This window comes from Opitutus terrae PB90-1 (genome assembly GCF_000019965.1).
Lineage (GTDB): Bacteria > Verrucomicrobiota > Verrucomicrobiia > Opitutales > Opitutaceae > Opitutus > Opitutus terrae.
Genome location: NC_010571.1, coordinates 3563280 through 3579782 on the forward strand (window position 1 = coordinate 3563280; position 16503 = coordinate 3579782).

General features: G+C 64.9%; 15 protein-coding genes and 1 other RNA gene. 8 read left to right on the top strand and 8 right to left on the bottom strand.

Going from position 1 to position 16503, the window contains the following annotated elements; translation table 11 throughout:
• The first annotated feature begins 10 nt into the window (after positions 1-10).
• Positions 11-985, top strand: a complete 975-nt coding sequence (locus OTER_RS14135; protein WP_012375605.1) for a hypothetical protein — start codon at positions 11-13, stop codon at positions 983-985.
• Positions 986-1059: 74 nt separating this feature from the next.
• On the opposite strand, the gene OTER_RS14140 is transcribed toward OTER_RS14135, so the two are convergent.
• Together OTER_RS14140 and OTER_RS14145 are read right to left on the bottom strand one after the other, a co-directional pair.
• Positions 1060-1419, bottom strand: coding sequence for a TPR end-of-group domain-containing protein (locus OTER_RS14140; RefSeq protein ID WP_012375606.1), 360 nt, complete (start codon positions 1417-1419; stop codon positions 1060-1062).
• A gap of 68 nt (positions 1420-1487) precedes the next feature.
• The gene (locus OTER_RS14145) at positions 1488-1952 is read right to left on the bottom strand and encodes a Fur family transcriptional regulator (protein WP_012375607.1); all 465 of its coding nucleotides are present in this window, start codon (positions 1950-1952) and stop codon (positions 1488-1490) included.
• A gap of 250 nt (positions 1953-2202) precedes the next feature.
• Between OTER_RS14145 and priA the strand changes: the two genes are divergently transcribed.
• Positions 2203-4440, top strand: a complete 2238-nt coding sequence (gene priA / locus OTER_RS14150; protein ID WP_012375608.1) for a replication restart helicase PriA — start codon at positions 2203-2205, stop codon at positions 4438-4440.
• A gap of 113 nt (positions 4441-4553) precedes the next feature.
• Here the strand turns inward: priA and argA are convergent, their stop codons facing one another.
• Both argA and OTER_RS14160 read right to left on the bottom strand, forming a co-directional pair.
• Positions 4554-5897 (bottom strand): amino-acid N-acetyltransferase, encoded by a 1344-nt coding sequence (gene argA, locus OTER_RS14155; RefSeq protein WP_012375609.1) that lies wholly within the window; start codon positions 5895-5897, stop codon positions 4554-4556.
• A gap of 124 nt (positions 5898-6021) precedes the next feature.
• Positions 6022-6633, bottom strand: coding sequence for a hypothetical protein (locus OTER_RS14160; RefSeq protein ID WP_044891785.1), 612 nt, complete (start codon positions 6631-6633; stop codon positions 6022-6024).
• Between the two features lie 278 nt (positions 6634-6911).
• On the opposite strand from OTER_RS14160, the gene OTER_RS14165 reads away from it, so the two are divergent.
• From OTER_RS14165 to OTER_RS14185, 6 genes are all read left to right on the top strand, one after another.
• Entirely contained in the window at positions 6912-8684 is a 1773-nt protein-coding gene (locus OTER_RS14165) for a proline--tRNA ligase (protein WP_012375611.1), read from the top strand.
• 136 nt (positions 8685-8820) lie between these two features.
• Entirely contained in the window at positions 8821-9144 is a 324-nt protein-coding gene (locus OTER_RS14170) for an ATP-dependent Clp protease adaptor ClpS (protein ID WP_012375612.1), read from the top strand.
• The gene (locus tag OTER_RS14175) at positions 9131-9592 is read left to right on the top strand and encodes a DUF2017 family protein (protein ID WP_012375613.1); all 462 of its coding nucleotides are present in this window, start codon (positions 9131-9133) and stop codon (positions 9590-9592) included. Before OTER_RS14170 ends, OTER_RS14175 begins: the two co-directional genes overlap by 14 nt.
• 218 nt (positions 9593-9810) lie before the next feature.
• A non-coding RNA gene (gene ssrS / locus OTER_RS25215) (6S RNA) lies at positions 9811-9993 on the top strand.
• A gap of 158 nt (positions 9994-10151) precedes the next feature.
• Complete coding sequence (locus OTER_RS14180) at positions 10152-10502, top strand: hypothetical protein (protein ID WP_012375614.1); 351 nt, start codon at positions 10152-10154, stop codon at positions 10500-10502.
• 218 nt (positions 10503-10720) lie between these two features.
• Positions 10721-12928 (top strand): DNA polymerase domain-containing protein, encoded by a 2208-nt coding sequence (locus tag OTER_RS14185; protein WP_012375615.1) that lies wholly within the window; start codon positions 10721-10723, stop codon positions 12926-12928.
• A 109-nt stretch (positions 12929-13037) separates the two neighbouring features.
• On the opposite strand, the gene OTER_RS26870 is transcribed toward OTER_RS14185, so the two are convergent.
• The 4 genes from OTER_RS26870 to OTER_RS14200 form a co-directional block, all read right to left on the bottom strand.
• Entirely contained in the window at positions 13038-13166 is a 129-nt protein-coding gene (locus tag OTER_RS26870; protein ID WP_012375616.1) for a hypothetical protein, read from the bottom strand.
• A gap of 12 nt (positions 13167-13178) precedes the next feature.
• Complete coding sequence (locus OTER_RS14190; RefSeq protein WP_012375617.1) at positions 13179-13664, bottom strand: P-loop NTPase family protein; 486 nt, start codon at positions 13662-13664, stop codon at positions 13179-13181.
• A gap of 101 nt (positions 13665-13765) precedes the next feature.
• The gene (locus OTER_RS14195) at positions 13766-16012 is read right to left on the bottom strand and encodes a xanthine dehydrogenase family protein molybdopterin-binding subunit (protein ID WP_012375618.1); all 2247 of its coding nucleotides are present in this window, start codon (positions 16010-16012) and stop codon (positions 13766-13768) included.
• Positions 16009-16500 carry a (2Fe-2S)-binding protein gene (locus tag OTER_RS14200; protein ID WP_012375619.1) on the bottom strand — a complete coding sequence of 164 codons (492 nt, stop codon included), beginning with the start codon at positions 16498-16500 and terminating at the stop codon, positions 16009-16011. Before OTER_RS14200 ends, OTER_RS14195 begins: the two co-directional genes overlap by 4 nt.
• Positions 16501-16503: the final 3 nt, after the last annotated feature.

The following is a 16503-nucleotide window of genomic DNA, read 5'->3' on the forward strand; positions in this document are numbered from 1 at the left end:
TCCACCCACCATGAAAGCCTTTGTTATTGGATCTGTGCTCGTCCTAGTCTTCGCGGTCGTCGGTGTGGGCTGGCGCGAATCGAGTCGGGCGCGTGAAACGCGGGCTGCTGTGACTGCCCGCCAACGCGACAACCTTCGGATCTCAGCGGCCATCGCTGCAGCCGAGCAGAGGCGGGCGGCCGCCGAAAGCGAAGCGGCTGCACAGCAGAACCGGCGGGAGGCGCTCGAACACGCGAATGCTCCGAAACCGCCGACTGAGCCAAAGCCCGGAAGCTTCGATCCGGTGGTCCACTATCGAAAGATGCGGGAGCGTGAACGGGATCCGAAGGTGCAAGCGGTGCGCTTGGCCGCGCTTCAGGCTGGCGATAGGGTGAACTACGGGACGCTGTTTCGCCGGCTCGGATTGAGTCCGGAACAGATCGATAAGTTCAGCCGGATCATGCTGCGGCGGCGCGAACAGGTGTGGGACCTCCATGATGTGCTCGACGAGGCCGCGGCTCAGGGGCCGGTCGCGAAGGAAACCCAAGCGGCGGTCGCGAAGCTGCGAGCTGAGGCCAAAGCGGAGTGTGAGTCCGCGCAACGGGAATTACTGGGCGAATTGGGCTATCGGGAACTGCGCGAATACGAACGCTCGCTGCCGGCGCGGACGACCGTCAGCGATATCGCCGGCGCTGCGGTGCTTGCGGGGAGTCCATTCTCCGTGCAGCAGGCCGAGCAACTGACCGCGATCGTCGCCAACGCGAGCAGCGACTATCGCGAGGGCCGAGTGGCCAGTGACCGAACGATTGACTGGACGGCGGCCGATGCGCAGGCGAGAGGCGTGCTGTCGGCTGAGCAATGGGAGTTCTTTCGGGCGGTCGATCCGCCGACGTCGCCTGGCGGTCGGTTTCGCGGCGGTCACGCGCAGCAGTTGATGGAGCGGATTGCCCGTGCGGAGGAAGAACGCGAGAAGAGCGGGACCACCGTGGTCGCACCAGGCGGATGAGGTTCCCAACCGCGCCGCTGAAATGTGTAACACCTGTTACAGATTTTCGGCTGGGGGTGGGGCGCGGAGGGTGGCTACGCCAGTTTGGCCAGAAGCGCTTTGAACGCGGGGGAGTTCTTGAGCGAATCGAGATCCGGATCCTGCTGCATCCAATCGCCGTCGCTGTAGCCGAGCTCGATCGCCTTCTCGAGTGCGCGCAGCGCCTCAGCCTTCCGTTTCACGAGCGCGAGACTGCATGCCAGATTGTAGTGCGCGGTGGCGTTGTCCGGCATCAGCCGCACGAGCTTGCGATCCATCTTCAACCCATCGGCGATCCGGCCGTGCTTGGTGTAGAGGCCGCCGAGCAGCTCGACGACATCCGTATACGTCGGATTCCGCCGCAGAACGGATTCGAAGAAACCGATCTCGAATTCGTGATCGTTCGGCCTGCTCATGCGACGCGGTGAAGCGGAAATTGCCGGTTCGCGAGCGGCAATGTTCGTAATACGAACATGGGCGGGCGTCAGTTGCGGCGCGGGCAGCTGCCCGTCAGCCGCAGGGTGTCGCAGCGCGCGCTCACCTGCAGCCGCTGCGAGACGGGCGTGAGGCCGAGTTTCGACGAGACGGTGTTGCCATACCAGCCCATGAACGGGGCGCTAATCTCGAAAATCTTGTCGCAGTCGAGGCAGACCACCTGGGCCACCTGCGTCGTGCTGCCCTCCTCGTTCGGGTGGTAGTATTTTTCTCCCGTGCCGATATCGACCTCCCGCAGCAACGCGCTCTCCACCATGATCGGGAGCGTGCGGTAGACCGTCGCGCGCGACACGGAATCGTCAATCGCGCGCGCAAAGTCCAGGAGTCGCTCGGCTGTGAAATGCTCGGTCTGCGCGAGCGCGGCATCGAAGATCGCCAGCCGCTGATTGGTCACGCGCAGCCCTTTCTGGGTGAGGAACCGTCGAAATTTGTCGCGCGCCACCGGGATGTTCACGCGGTGACTGTCCGAGCGGCGCGCGCGGCTGTCAATGCGATCATCGGAAGGCGCCGTGGCAGCGCGGGCGTTTCGCCCGCTGGCCCGGCTGCGGCCGGGACGGCCGCGCTCCCACGCACGCGTGCTCGTGCATCGCAGGTTGGACGCGACGAGGGCGTCGCGTCTCCAGAAGATCACGGGCGGGACGCCCGCGCCATGGGCACACCACATCTGCCTTGCTCCGGTGCGGACGGAGCGGCGTGATGCCGGCATGATTGTCGGCGTCCATCCGCTCGCGGGGTTCGACAAGCTCCTGCACTACAAAGTCCCCGACCCGATGCGGGACGCCGTGCAGGTGGGCTCGCTCGTGCGCGTGCCGGTGCTGCGAACGATGCGACTCGGAATCGTGGGCGAGATCGGCGTGCCGAAAGATTTTCCCGTCGAGAAACTCAAGGCCGTCGTCGAGGTGCTGCATCCGTTTCCCGCGCTCACCCCAGAGCTGCTGCAACTCGCGCGCTGGATGGCCGGCTACTACGCGTGCGGCGTGGACAGCGTGATCGAGACGATGCTGCCGGCGGCGGTGCGCCGCGGCGCGACCGTCAAACACGAGAAATCGCTCGCGCTGGTGCGGCGGCTTACGCCGGACGAGCTCACCGTGCTGGAGAAGAAAGCGCCGCAACAGGCGCGACTCTATCGGCTGCTCGCGCAGCAGTTCAGGCCGCAGCTGAAATCGCTCGTGCTGTCGCGGCTCGGCGTCACCGCGGCGGTGGCGACGGCACTGATCAAGCGCGGGTTCGTGCGCGAGGAGCTGCGGCGCGTTGAACGCGTGGCGTATGCGGACGATTTCGCGCACGGCGAACTCGTCGCCGCGCAGCCGCACACGCTGAATCCCGAGCAGGCGGCGGTCGTGGCGGATCTCGAGTCACGGCTCGGCGAACAGAAGTTCGGCGTGGCGCTGCTGCACGGGGTGACCGGATCGGGGAAGACGGAGGTTTACCTGCGGGGGATCGACACGACGCTGAAAGCCGGCGGCGGCGTGCTGTTTCTCGTGCCGGAGGTGGCACTCACGCCGCAGACCGTCGCGCGGCTGCGCTCACGGCTCGAGGCGATCGCGCCCGGGCATCGTTGCGTCGTGTGGCACAGTCACCTGAGCGACGGTGAACGGTTCGACGGCTGGCTCGCGCTCGCGACCGGCGAGGCGCGAATCGTGGTGGGCGCGCGGTCCGCGGTGTTCGCGCCGGTCGCGAACTTGCGGCTGATCATCGTCGATGAGGAGCACGAGCCGGCCTATAAACAGGACGAAACGCCGCGGTATCACGGCCGCGACGTGGCGGTGATGCGGGCGAAGCTGACCGGCGCGTTCTGCGTGCTCGGCTCGGCCACGCCCTCGCTCGAAAGCTTCGCCAACGCACTCGCCGGCAAATATCGATTGCTCACGCTGACGCAGCGCGTCGACAACCGGCAGCTGCCTAACATCGACGTGGTCGATCTCCGGATCGAGGCGATGAAGCACCGCAGCCTGACGGCGCTTTCGGACAAGTTGGTGAACGCGATGCAGGCCCGCTTCGAGCGGCGCGAGCAGACGATCCTGTTCATCAATCGCCGTGGCTATTCCTCGTCGATGCTGTGCACGAAATGCGGGCACGTGGAGGAGTGTCCGCATTGTAGCATCGCGATGACGTATCACCGCGCCGACGAGATGCTACGCTGCCATTTGTGTGGCGAACAGAAGGCGGCGCCGGCGCGGTGTCCGCAATGCGGGGCGCCGGACATCCGCTGGCGTGGACTCGGCACGCAGCGGGTGGAGGAGGCGGTGCGACGGGTGCTGCCGCGGGCGCGCATCGAGCGGATGGACACGGATGCGATGGCGAAGAAGAACCGGTTCCGCGAGGTGCTGAGCCAGTTTCGCGCCGGCAAAATCGACGTGCTGGTGGGCACGCAGATGATCGGCAAGGGGCTCGATTTCCCGAACGTGACGCTGGTCGGCTTGATCGATGCGGACATGTCGATGCACATTCCGGATTTTCGGGCGAACGAACGGACCTTCCAGCTGCTGGTGCAGGTTGCGGGGCGCGCGGGCCGCGGCGATCGCGCGGGCGACGTGGTGGTGCAGACGTTCACGCCGCAGGCGGAGGCGATCCAGTTTTCACGGCGGGCGGATTTCGCGGGATTCGCCGAATCGGAGCTGAAGCTGCGGAAGGAATTTCACTATCCGCCTTACCGGCATCTGATCCATCACCTGTTTCGCGGGCCGAACCCGGAGAAACTGAAATTTTTTGCGGAGCAGTGGGCACGGCTCGTGGAAAAGGAACTCGGGCAGATCGTGGAGTTGCGTGGGCCGTCAGCCTCGCCGATCGAAAAGATCAAGGATGAGTACCGCTGGCAGCTGTGGTATTTCACGCACGCGGTGATCAAGGTGGTGCCGGCGCTGGCGAAGCTGCGCGCGGGCTTCGCGTGGCCCGACGACATCACGCAGGTGCTCGATGTCGATCCGGTGAACTTGATGTAGCGGAGCGCGGGCGGCGCAGGCGGCCGCCGACGAGCGGCGGCCCTACGATGAGCACCGCGGACGCGATGCGGACGGCCGGGCTCAGCGAGCCCGGCTACCACGGGAGCGCGCGATCAGCCGAGTTGCTTGACGAGTACCTTGGCGTTGCGGCCGCTCTCGCCGTAGCTCTTCTGCCGCGCCTCGGGGAGGAGGCCCTTGTCGGCTTCCTCGAAGCCGCAGACATTGGTGAAGAACCCGAAGCTCTGGGTCGAAAGCGCGATCAGCGTCTTCACCCCGCGCTCCTGCGCCATCATGGCGGCGTATTCGACCATCTTTTTGCCGATGCCGCGATTGTGGTAGAACGGCATCACGTAGAGCGAGCCGACCTCGGCAAGGTCCGGCTTGTCGGGGTAGAAGTACAGCGTGACGCACGCGATGATGTTCTCGTCGACCTCGAAGACGTAGAACTGGTCGATGTTCTTTTCGATCGCCTGCTGCGTGCGGTGGATCAGCTCCTCGCGGCGGACGGCGTTGCGCGTGAGATTGTAGATCAAGCGCACGTCGCTCTTCCGCGCCTGCCGGATCTGCTGGTAGTCGTTGCCGTAGACGAGCGAGCCGATGCCCTCGCTGGAGAAGATCTCGTTGAGCAGGCCATCGAACACGCGACCGTCGACGATGTGGACGCGCGGCGTGCCGTTCTCAATCGCCTTGACCGCATGCAGCGCCTTGCTGCGGGCGGCATCCTCGAACTGCTCCGGGTGCTCGTCGAGCAGCTTGCGCACGGCGCCGACCGAGATCTCGCGGCGCACGGCGTTGTTGATGATGAGCCCGGGCTGCGGGGTCAGATAAATGATCTTCGTGGCGTGCAGCGCTTCCGCGATCTCGGCGGCGAGCGCGTCGGAATTGATCCGGAGCGATTTGCCGTCGGGGCCGAAGCCGATCGGCGAAACGATCGGCACGACGTCGCGATCGATCAGCGCCATGAGAAAGTCCTTGTCGACGCGCTCGACCTTGGCGGTGAACTGTTGGTCGACGCCCTTGATGATGCCGATCGGCAGCGCGCGCACGGCGTTCGTGATCGCGCACTTCAGGCTGTTCTGCGTCAACCCCTCGACAATGGCGTGGGAGACGCGCGAGGAAGCGCGGATCGCCAGATCGAGCGTGGCGGCGTCGGTGACGCCCATGCCGTCGGCATTCGTGATCGGGATGTTCCGCGCCGCGGCGAGATCCTGAATCTGCTGGCCGATGCCGTGGACGATCACGAGCTTGATCCCGAGCGAGCGGAGCACCGCGAGATCGATGAGCAGGTTGCCGAGGTTTTCGTCGGCCACGATCGATCCGTCGATGGCGACGACGAAGATCTGATCCTGGAAACGCGGCACGTATTGGAGAATGCCGCGGAGATCCGTCGGCTTGATCGTCGGAACAGGTGCGCTGGACGGAACGTTGGCAGATGAAGGGCCGGGGCCGTTGCTCATGGAGAGTGGCGGTGGTTTTCGGTGATGAAGGGCGGCGCGTCAATAGTCGCGCGCGATACCAACGCGCAGCAACTGACACCGTTGGCGCGAAGCTGTATGGCCGGGCGCGCCGGCGAGCTCGGCGTCAGCGGACCTCGAGCCTCCACGCGCGGGAGGACTGCGAACCGACCAGCGTCACGCGATAGTGGCCGGGCTTGAGCGTGCCGGCCGGAACGATGAGCCGGACCAGGTTGTCGCGGTTGCGGGAAAGCAGGCTTCCGTCGAGCTGCTCAAGCAGCGGCAGGATGTAGACCTCCTCGCCGCGTACGTAGAGGTGTGCGCCGGCTGGTTGCTCCTTCAGGTCCGGCAGGAGGCAGCGCACGTCGATCGGATAGGAGAACATCGTGTTCGCGGTCGGCGCTGCGACGACCGAAACGATGTCCGAGGGAAGGATCGGCTTGTCGACCAGCGTCGCGTCGAGCGCGGTCGGCAGCCCCCCGGGCGCCGCCGTGATGGTTGCGCTCGCGGCCGCCCGGAGCGGATCGGCGGGACGGTCGGCCTCCACGGTGATCCGCTGAAACCCGGCGGCGAGCAGCCGCATCGTGTTCGCGCGGTCCTTGATGTCATGGTAGGGCTCGAATGCCGGGCCGGGCTTGCGATAGTGCCACCGGAGATAGGTGTAGGGCACGATCACCACCAGGATCGCGACGAGGATCCATTTGAGCGGCCAAGGCCGGTGAGAACGTTGGGCGGACATGAGCTGAGCAGCAGGATAGAGGGAGCAACCGGTGCGGTGCAAGGGGCGCGGTGCGAGTGGGCGCATCTCATTTTCCTGCAAACCCACGGGCGAGACGCCCGTGCCACGTGGCATGGGCGTCCCGCCCATGTCAGAAAAGTGCGATGTGCCCGATCGGGGCCGGTGGCGCTGGTGACGAGAGGGCGGATAATGGCCAGCCGAATCATCGGTCGCGTCGAGTGGCCGCATCCGGAATAAAATTGCTCCGGGCTGGGGGCACTGTTTCGGTGGCGAACTTCATGAAACTCTGGTCGCAGTATTTCGTTCCCACGCTGAAAGAAAGTCCGGCGGACGCGGAAATCGCCTCGCACAAGCTGCTGATTCGCGCGGGGCTGGTCCGCAAGCTCGGTGGCGGGCTCTACACCTATCTGCCGCTCGGATTGCGCGTGATGCAGAAGCTGACGCAGCTCTGCCGGGAAGAGTTGGAGCGCGCCGGAGCGATCGAGTTGTGGATGCCGCACGTGCATCCGGTCGAACTCTGGCAGCAGGGACCGCGCTGGGCCGCGGCGCGCGAGATCATGTTCCGCGCCGACAGCGCCGGCGACGGCAAGCACGGACCGCGCGAGCCGGAGTTCGTGCTAGGGCCGACGCACGAGGAAATCGTCACGCCGCTCGTGAAGGCGGAGATCACGAGCTATCGCGACCTGCCGAAAAACTTCTTCCAGATCGCCACGAAGTTCCGGAACGAGATCCGTCCGCGGTTCGGGCTGATGCGCGCGCGCGAGTTCGTGATGATGGATGCGTATTCGTTCGACGTGGATGACGACCGCGCGATCAAGAGCTACCAGGCGATGAAGGCGGCCTACGAGGCGTTCTTCCGTCGGATTGGCGTGCAGGCGATCGCCGTTGAGGCGGACACCGGGGTGATGGGCGGCAGCTTCTCGCACGAGTTCATGGTGCCGGCGGAGGTCGGCGACGACGATGTGATCTACAACGAGGCCAGCGGCTACGCGGCGAATCGTGAGAAGGCAAGGAGCGCGCTCGTGCCGGCCGACCTGAGCGACGCGGCGCCGGTGGGAGCAGTCGAGGAATTCGCCACGCCCGGCGTGGTGACGATCGCGGCGCTCGAAGCGGCGCCTTATTCCGTGCCGGCGGATCGGCAGTTCAAGACGCTGGTCTACGTCGGCGACGGCAAGCCGTTTGTCGTGATCCTGCGCGGCTCGGACGAGTTGGAGGAAGCCAAGTTGGGTGCGCTCGGGTTTGGATTGTTCCGGCCGGCAGCGCCGGAGGAAATCGAGCCCGTGCTGGGCGCAAAACCCGGCAGCCTCGGCGCGGTGAAGGGCACGATCAAAAACCCGACGGCGCTTGCCGGCGTGTTTGCGGATCATGCGATCCGGCTGATCGGCAATGGCACGACCGGAGCGAACAAGGACGGCTTCCACCTGCGCAACGTCAACGTCACGCGCGATCTCGCGATCACGCGGTTCGGCGATTTCCGGCGCGTGCGCGCCGGCGAGCCCGACGTGAAATCGGGCCAGCCGCTGCAGGTGCGGCGCGGCATCGAGGTCGGCCACATCTTCAAGCTCGGCACCAAATACTCCGAGAAATCCGGCGCGGTTTACACGGACGACCAGAAGCAGAGTCACCTGATGGTGATGGGCAGCTATGGCATCGGCATCAGCCGCACGCTGCAGGCGATCATCGAACAGAGCCACGACGCGGACGGCATCGTGTGGCCGTGGAACTCGGCTCCGTTCCACGTGCTGATCTGCGTGCTCGATCCGCAGCTCGCCGAGGCCGTGGATCTCGCGCGCAAGCTGGCCGCGGCTGCGGAAAAAGCCGGCGCGGAGGTGCTGGTGGACGACCGTGCGGAACGTCCGGGCGTGAAGTTCAAGGACGCCGATCTCGTCGGTATTCCGCTGCGCCTCACCATCGGCGGCAAGGGCCTGAAGGAGGGCGTCGTCGAGCTGAAATGGCGCCATCAGAAGGACGTCGCGAAGGTCCCGCTCGCCGAGGCCGAGGCGAAACTCGCCGCCGCGGTGGCGGAGGCGCAGGCCAAGGCGAATGCCTGACGCACCACGCGCTGCCATCCGGCGGCGCCCGTGGTGCTTTTCAGCACGGCGACCCCATCTGGATACTTGCGAATCCGGGACGCCGCGGCTGTCCTGTAGCCAAAGGCCGCTCCCGCGGCGATTTCGCCCGCACCGCATGATGAACCCTCTCCGGAGTCCACGCCTGGAATCCAACCCGCACTCCTCGCCGGAATCGCAAGGGGCGACGGCGCTGGCGTTGGAGGGGATTTGGCGCGTCGTGGTGCTCAATGACCCGGTCAACCTGATGTCCTACGTCGTGATGGTGTTTAAAAAGGTTTTCGGTTTCGACGACGCGACCGCCCGGCGGCACATGCTGGAGGTGCATGAGCAGGGCCGATCGATCGTATGGAGCGGGTTGCGGGAAAAGGCGGAGGCGTATGCTTTCACACTGCAACAATGGCATCTGACGGCCGTGCTTGAACCGGATGAAACGCATTGAGGTCAAACTGAGTCTCGACGTGGTGGCGCCGCTGCTCGACATCATCAAGCAGGCGGCCGAGAGCCTTGGGCGTACGCTGGCCGCGCCGCTGGCGATGACCGATCTCGAGCCGGAATTTCGCGACGCCTGGATGGGCGAACTGAAAAACGGGCAGGCATCGGACCTGACGGTGATGCTGGCATTGTTCGACGGCGATTTTTTCGCGGAAGGCGTGATCACGCTGGATGAGGTAAACGCCGAGCCGGTCGTGCGGGCGTGCGCCGCAGTGCGGTTGCGGCTGCGTGAACTGTACCTGAAAACGTTTGGTGACGAGACGCTGGAGACCAGCGACGTCAACATGATGGATCTGGAGGAACCCACGCGGAAGGCGTTCATGGCCTATCTGTTCCTCGCGACGCTGCAGGAGCTGATCATCCAGCATCTCGACGAGAGCATCATCGAGTCGTGAGTTGCTGTAGGGCGGGATCTCCCTGATCTTGCCGTGGTTCGCGCTGGCGCTGCCAGAGGGGAGCCCGCCGTCCCGGCGGGTTCACAAGGATCCACGCGCCCCCCCGGGACGGCGCGCTCCATCTCGCGGCTACGCGGAGTGGAAACTGCGTCGACGGCTCCACCGGAAAAAGGGGCGAAGGCGTTTGACGGATCGGAGGCGGGTTCTACCTTCAGCCCGACACCCTGCAGTGTTCGAGGTGCTTTCCAAAAACAGCTCTTTGCCTTGAAACTATTACGGGAGCCGAACCCGCCGCGGAAGATGCTAGGCCGTAAATCGGAAAGCAGACGCTGCGGAGGAGGCGCCCACCTAAACGTAAAAAGGTCTCGAGCCTTTGGGCATACGGCACAGGCGGGGTGTTACCTTTCCTTTTTCTCATAGTCGTTCTCTTTCTCTCCTTTCATCGCCCGATTCGATCTTTCGGTGGGCCTCGATCCAAGAGGTCGCAGAGGAAAGAGAAAGATTACCCAGCACGAACACATCGTCCGGTATTTGACGCTCAGTTTCCCGCTTCACACTCATGAATCCCTACGAAAACAACGCGCTGCATCTGATCCACGTGCTTGGCGTGCTGGTGATGGCCGCCTACACGTTTTACGCCTTCGCGGCGTCGCTCGAATCGCGCAAACGCGTGATGATGATCACCGGCATCGCCACGCTGCTCGTCGTGCTGACCGGCATCCGGATGTGGCAGGGGCTGTTCAGCTTCGAGATGCTCGGCTGGATCTGGGTGAAGATCGTCTGCTGGCTCGGACTCTCTGCCCTCACCGGGATGGCTTACCGCAAGCGCGAGAAGGCGGGCGTGCTGATGGCGACGACGCTGGTGCTGACGACCGTCGCCGTGGCGATGGTTTACCTGAAGCCGTTCTGAGCTGGGCAGGGCTCGTCGAACTGGAGCGCGTTGGCCCCAACGCGCTTCGCGCGAGCCGCCAAACTGAACGCGTTGAGGGCAGCGCGGTGCACCTCCGCCAGGCCCCAGACCAGGCCCGGTGGAAACAAGTTGAGCAGTCGAGGGGCCGGCCATTCTGCTCTGGCCAGAGCGCGGCGACCACCACAACCTTACTCAGCGCACTCTGAGCGCGACGTGTCATGACGAAGCCCGAACAGCCCGCCGGTTCGCTTTGTGGGGTTTGGGTGGATGATGCCGGCAAGGTGCATACGACGGTGGCGTTGCCGGACGGCGGCCGCGAAACGCGGATGGACACGCTGCGACCCTTCGCGTGGCTGAACGACACGCCGCCCGAGATCAGCCTCAACGTGGTTCAGCTCGAAAAACTGGAAGGCGAGGGGCCGTTCAACCGACTGATCCACGCGGAGGATTTTGCGGGCTACGACGCATTCCTGCGCCAAGCGCGCGAGACGGTGGGCGTCGATTCGATTCGGCCGCTCGAGAGCCAGTATCTGCTGCAGTATCGGCAGCGGCTGTATCGCGACCTGATGTTCCACGACCTTCGGCGCTGTCAGCTCGACATCGAGACGCGCTCGTCGGACGACGGGTTCTGCGATCCGGCGCGGCCGGATGACCGGGTGCTCGCGATCGGGCTGCGCTGCGGCGGACACAATCGGCTGCTGATCCTCGAGGAGATGACCGATGCGGCAGAGAAGAAGCTGATGGAGCAGCTCAATCACGCGCTGGCGCATCTCGACCCGGACGTGATCGAGGGGCACAACATCTTCAAATTCGACCTCGATTACCTGCGGCAGCGCTGCCGCCGTTTCAAAGTGCCGTGCGCCTGGGGCCGCTACGGACAGAAAGCGACCTTTCGCAACAGCCGGCTCAAGGTCGCGGAACGCTGGATCGATTTCCTGCGCTGCGATCTGCCGGGGCGTGCGGTGGTGGACACCTACTTGCTCGTCCAGCTGTTCGACATCACTACCCGCGAGCTGACTTCGTATGGCTTGAAGGAGGTGGCGGTCTATTTCGGGATCACCGAAGAGGACAGCCTCACGCGGACCTACATCGAAGGGCACCGGATCAAGGACGTCTTCGCGAGCGACCGGGCGCGGTTTCGTGCTTACCTCGAGGACGACCTGCGCGAGACCGAGGGACTGGCGGCGCAACTGCTGCCGACGTATTTCGAACAGGTGCGGACCTTCCCGGCGCTGCTGCAGGAAGCGACGCTGCGCGGTGCCACGTCGAAGATCGACCTGCTCTTCCTGGAAGAGTACTACCACGCGCGGCAGGCGTGTCCGCTGCCGCCTGAGGTGCGACCGTTCGAGGGCGGCTACACGCGGAGCTTTCACGAAGGCGTGTTCCGGCACGTGCTGCACTTCGACGTTGCGTCACTTTACCCGAGCCTGCTGCTCCACATTGGCCGGAACCCGAAGAACGACACGCTGGGGGTCTTCATTCCCTTGCTACGGCGGCTGCGCGAATACCGGCTGCAATTCAAACAGATCGCGCGCACCAGCCCGAACGAGCTGGAGCGTGCCGAGGCGCAGGCGCGGCAGACGAACTTCAAGATCCTCATCAACTCCTTCTATGGCTACCTCGGATTTTCGGGCGCGCGGTTCGGCGACGGCGAACTGGCTGCCGAGGTCACGCGCCGCGGCCGCGAGTTGCTGCAGACCTTGATCGACGAGTTTGCGAAGCACGGCTGCAAGATCCTCGAGGCGGACACGGACGGTATCTATCTTTCCTCCGAGCACTATTACGAAAAGCCGGAGGAGTTGCTCGCGCTGGTCGCGACAATCCTGCCGCCGGGCATCGAGCTCGAACACGATGGCAGCTACCGCGCGATGTGGTGCTACAAGGCGAAGAACTACGCGCTCTTCGACGGGCAGCGGGTGATTCTTCGGGGCAGCGCGCTGCGCTCGCGCGGCATCGAGCCGTATCTGAAAAAGCTGAGCGATCAGCTGATCAACTATCTCGTCGGCGCGTCGGAACAGTCGCCGCTGGACACCTTGGAGGATTACCGGAAACGGCTCGCGCTGCGAGCGGTGCCGGTGGAGGAACTCGCGAAGAGCGAAACGCTGGGGCAGAACCCCGACGCGTATGCGCGTTTCATCGAGCAGGGTGGCAAGCCGCGTCGCGCCGCCGCGGAGGCGGCGCTGCAGATGACGCCGCGGCCGCGGATGGGCGACCGCGTCAGCTACTACGTGACCGCGCGGACGAAGACGCGGACGAACGACTGGCAACGCGCCCGGCCGCTGGCACTCTACGAGCCGGAATCCGCGCCCTACGATCCGAGCTACTACATTGAAAAGCTCGACGATTGGCTGACGCGCTATGGCGCGTTTCTCGGCGTGAACCCCGCGGCGGCCGAACCGACGGCAGTGCAAGGCGAGCTGTTTTGAGCGAAGGATGACGTCGCGTCGCCTGTATCGCGGGAGGTCTATGTCGGTGTCGCACGCGGTCGAGGGCGAGCCAAGGTGCGCCCCTACGATCGTGCAACCGCGAGAGAATCTAGCCCGGATATTTCACGAGCTTCGTGAAATATCCGCCCTGCGGGCCGACTTTGTCGGGGCTAGCCGCGACAAGGTCGCTCCGCCGCAGGCGGACGGAAATTTCGCACGGAGCTTCAGTCCTGTTCATGAAATTTCCGGGCTAGGGCTTGGCTTTCGCGGGTGCGCCTGCGGCCGCGAGCAGCGCGGCCGTGTCGTCGTCGAGGATCAGGTCGCCGAGCGCGTTGAGCAGTTCGGTGATACTCGGCGCGTAGGTGGGCCAGTCGTCGGCGGGAAGCTGGAGGTGAGCCTTTAGCGCCAGCCGGAGTGCGCTGAGAAACGCCTGCTGTGCGAGCTTCGGCTGATTGAGCTGCTGATAGCACCGGCCAGCTTCGGCCGTGAGCGCGGCATACATCAGAACCTTGTCGCGGGCTTCTTCGGGCGACCCGGCTTCCGTGAGCATCAGGAAATGCTGATCAGGCGTGAACTGAAAGAGCTGCACGGCCTCCATGCCGAACAGCCGCTCGCAGGCGGCCATCACGGACTGCAGCGCCTCCTGCGGGGAGTTGCGTTCGCGCTGCTCGATCACCCGTCGCAGCAGCAGGCCCACTTGCTCGATGAGCCGCAGGATGTAATCGCGTGAGGGCATGCGGGGCGTAGGGTGTCCTAAAGCATGCGCGGGTCAAACTGGGCCATCTCACCGCCGAGGAGGCCTACAGAGGTTGTAGCCCGGCCTGGCGCCGAACGGCCCTAGCTCCAGCTCAAATCGGTTTTGTTCAGCGGGAACTCGCGGATGCGCTTGCCGGTGGCGGCGAAGATCGCATTGCACACCGCCGGAGCGAGCGGCGGCAGCGCCGGCTCGCCGAGACCTGTCGTCGGATAATCCGTCCGCAGGAAGTGACACTCGATCTTCGTCGGCGTGTCGGGCATCCGGATCATCGGGTAATCGGCAAAGTTGCTCTGCACGATCCGGCCGCGTTCGAAGTCGAGTTCCTGGAACATGGCCGCGCCGAGTCCATCCACGATCGAGCCTTCGACTTGGTTTTCTGCGCCGCTGAGGTTCACGATCTGCGCGCCGACGTCGCACACGCATACGACCTTGTCGACCTTCAGCGTGCCGTCCTGCGAGACCGTGACGTCCGCGACCTGCGCGACGTAGCCGCGGTGGCTGAAGTGAAACGCGATGCCCTGGCCCTGTCCGCGCGGGAGCTTCTTACCCCAGCCGGCTTTTTCCGCGACCAGCTTCACGACCGCCTTCATCCGCGCCGCGTTGTAGGGCTGGCCGCGCTCGCCGGTGCCCGGAACCACGTCTTTGTCGCCGAGCAACGCGAGCCGAAACTCGACCGGATCGCGACCCGCGGCATGCGCAAGCTCATCGATGAAGCTGTGCATCACCCACGCGAACACGCAGCTCCCGGGGGCGCGCCAAGGTCCCATCGGCAGCCCGGTCTCGAAGACGGTCTGCTCGGAGTGGAAGTTCGGTACCCAGCGGCCGGGAAACTCGTCGCCGTTCAACGAACCGCCGCTGCCCGGACGATCCTTGGTGTTGCCGAACGTCACGAAGTGATTGTGCCACGCGACCACGTTGCCGGCGCCATCGACGCCCGCTTTGAGGAAGTGGTAACCGCCCGGCCGGAACGCGTCGTGCCGCAGATCGTCCTCGCGCGTCCACTGAAGTTTCACCGGTGCGTTCACGCGTTGCGCAATCGCAGCCGCCTCGACCATGAAATCGCTGGTCAACCGCCGGCCGAATCCGCCACCGATTCGCGTGACGTGCACGAGGATTTTCTCCTCCGGCACACCGAGCGTTTTGCTGATGAGCTGCTGACCCGAGCCCGGGTTTTGCGTCGGCGACCAGAGTTCAAAGCCGCCGTCCTTGAACCACGCGACGCAGTTCTGCGGTTCGAGATTGGCGTGGGAGATGAACGGATAGCGATAGGAGGCCGCGACCACGTGCGCGGCGGATTTCAGCGCGGCGGCGACGTCGCCGTCCTTGCGCAGCTGCATCGTGCCGGGCTGCTTCGCCGCCTCCTCGGCTTTTGCGGTCCAGTCCGCCCAGCTTTCGGTGGCGGTTTTGCCCTCGTTCCAGGTCACGCGCAGTTTCTGCCGGGCGGAGAACGCGGCCCACGTCGACGTTGCGACGATGGCAACGCCGGGCATCAGCCCGTTCACGTTGTCCGTGCCCTCGATGATGAAGGCGTCGCGCACGCCCGGCAGCGACTTGATCCGATCGAGATTGGCGTTCGCCGGTTTGCCGCCGAAGACGGGGCACTTCTCGTAAACGGCGTAAAGCATTCCGGGGAGCTTCGTGTCGATGCCGAACAGCGGCTGCCCCGTGACGATCTTGTGATTGTCGACGCCGGTGATCCGTTTGCCGAGTAGTCGGAAGTCGGCGGGATTCTTCAACGGCACGGACTTTTCGTCCGGCACGGGCAACAGCGCCGCCTTCGCGACGAGTTCGCCGTAGGTCAGTTTGCGGCTGGTGGCGCGGTGATGCACCGCGCTCTGCTGCGCGTAGCATTCGGATTCCGGCACGCTCCACGTCTGCGCGGCCGCGGTGATGAGCATCGCGCGTGCGGTGGCCCCGGCGCGGCGGAAGAGATCGTAGTGATTCGGCGTCGAGGTGCTGCCGCCTGCGCCATACCACGGCTTGGCGTAGGCGGGGGTGAGGTCCGCCTGCTCGATGGAGACGTCCTTCCAGTCCACCTCGAGTTCCTCGGCGACGACCATCGGGAGGGAGGTCTTGATGCCCTGGCCGCACTCGGGGTTTTTCGAGATGAGTGTGACAGCACCTGTCGGGGAAATCCGGATGTAGGCGCCGGGAATGAAATCGCCGGCGGGAATGTCTTTCGAGGCGTTGACGATCGGATCGGCGGCGAGCAGGTCCGTGACGCCGCGAAAATAGAACGCGAGCATCAGTCCTCCGCCGGCGAGCGAGGACATTTTCAGGAAGCTGCGGCGGTCGATCGGCCGACTGAGGGTAGCAGGTGCGTTCATGCGACGGCCTCCTGCTTGGCGCCGTCGCTCATGCCGGCGGCGTGCTTGATTGCCTGGCGAATCCGGTAGTAGGTGGCGCAGCGGCAGAGGTTTCCCGCCATGGCGTCATCGATGTCGGTGTCGGTCGGCTGCGGATTGCGCTTCAACAGCGCCGCGGCAGTCATGATCTGGCCGGCCTGGCAGTAGCCGCATTGGGCGACGTCGAGATCGATCCACGCCTGCTGCACCGGATGCAGGTGCGCGGCGTCGGCGGCGAGGCCTTCGATCGTGGTGATCTGCATGCTCGTCGCGGTCGAAACCGGGGTCAGGCACGAACGCGTGGGCACGCCGTCGAGGTGCACGGTGCAGGCGCCACACTGGCCGATCCCGCAGCCATATTTGGTTCCAACCAGTTCGAGGTGATCGCGAAGCACCCACAGCAGCGGGGTGTCGGCGGCCACGTCCACCGTGCGGGACTGGCCATTTACGTGCAGCGTGTATTTCGGCATGAC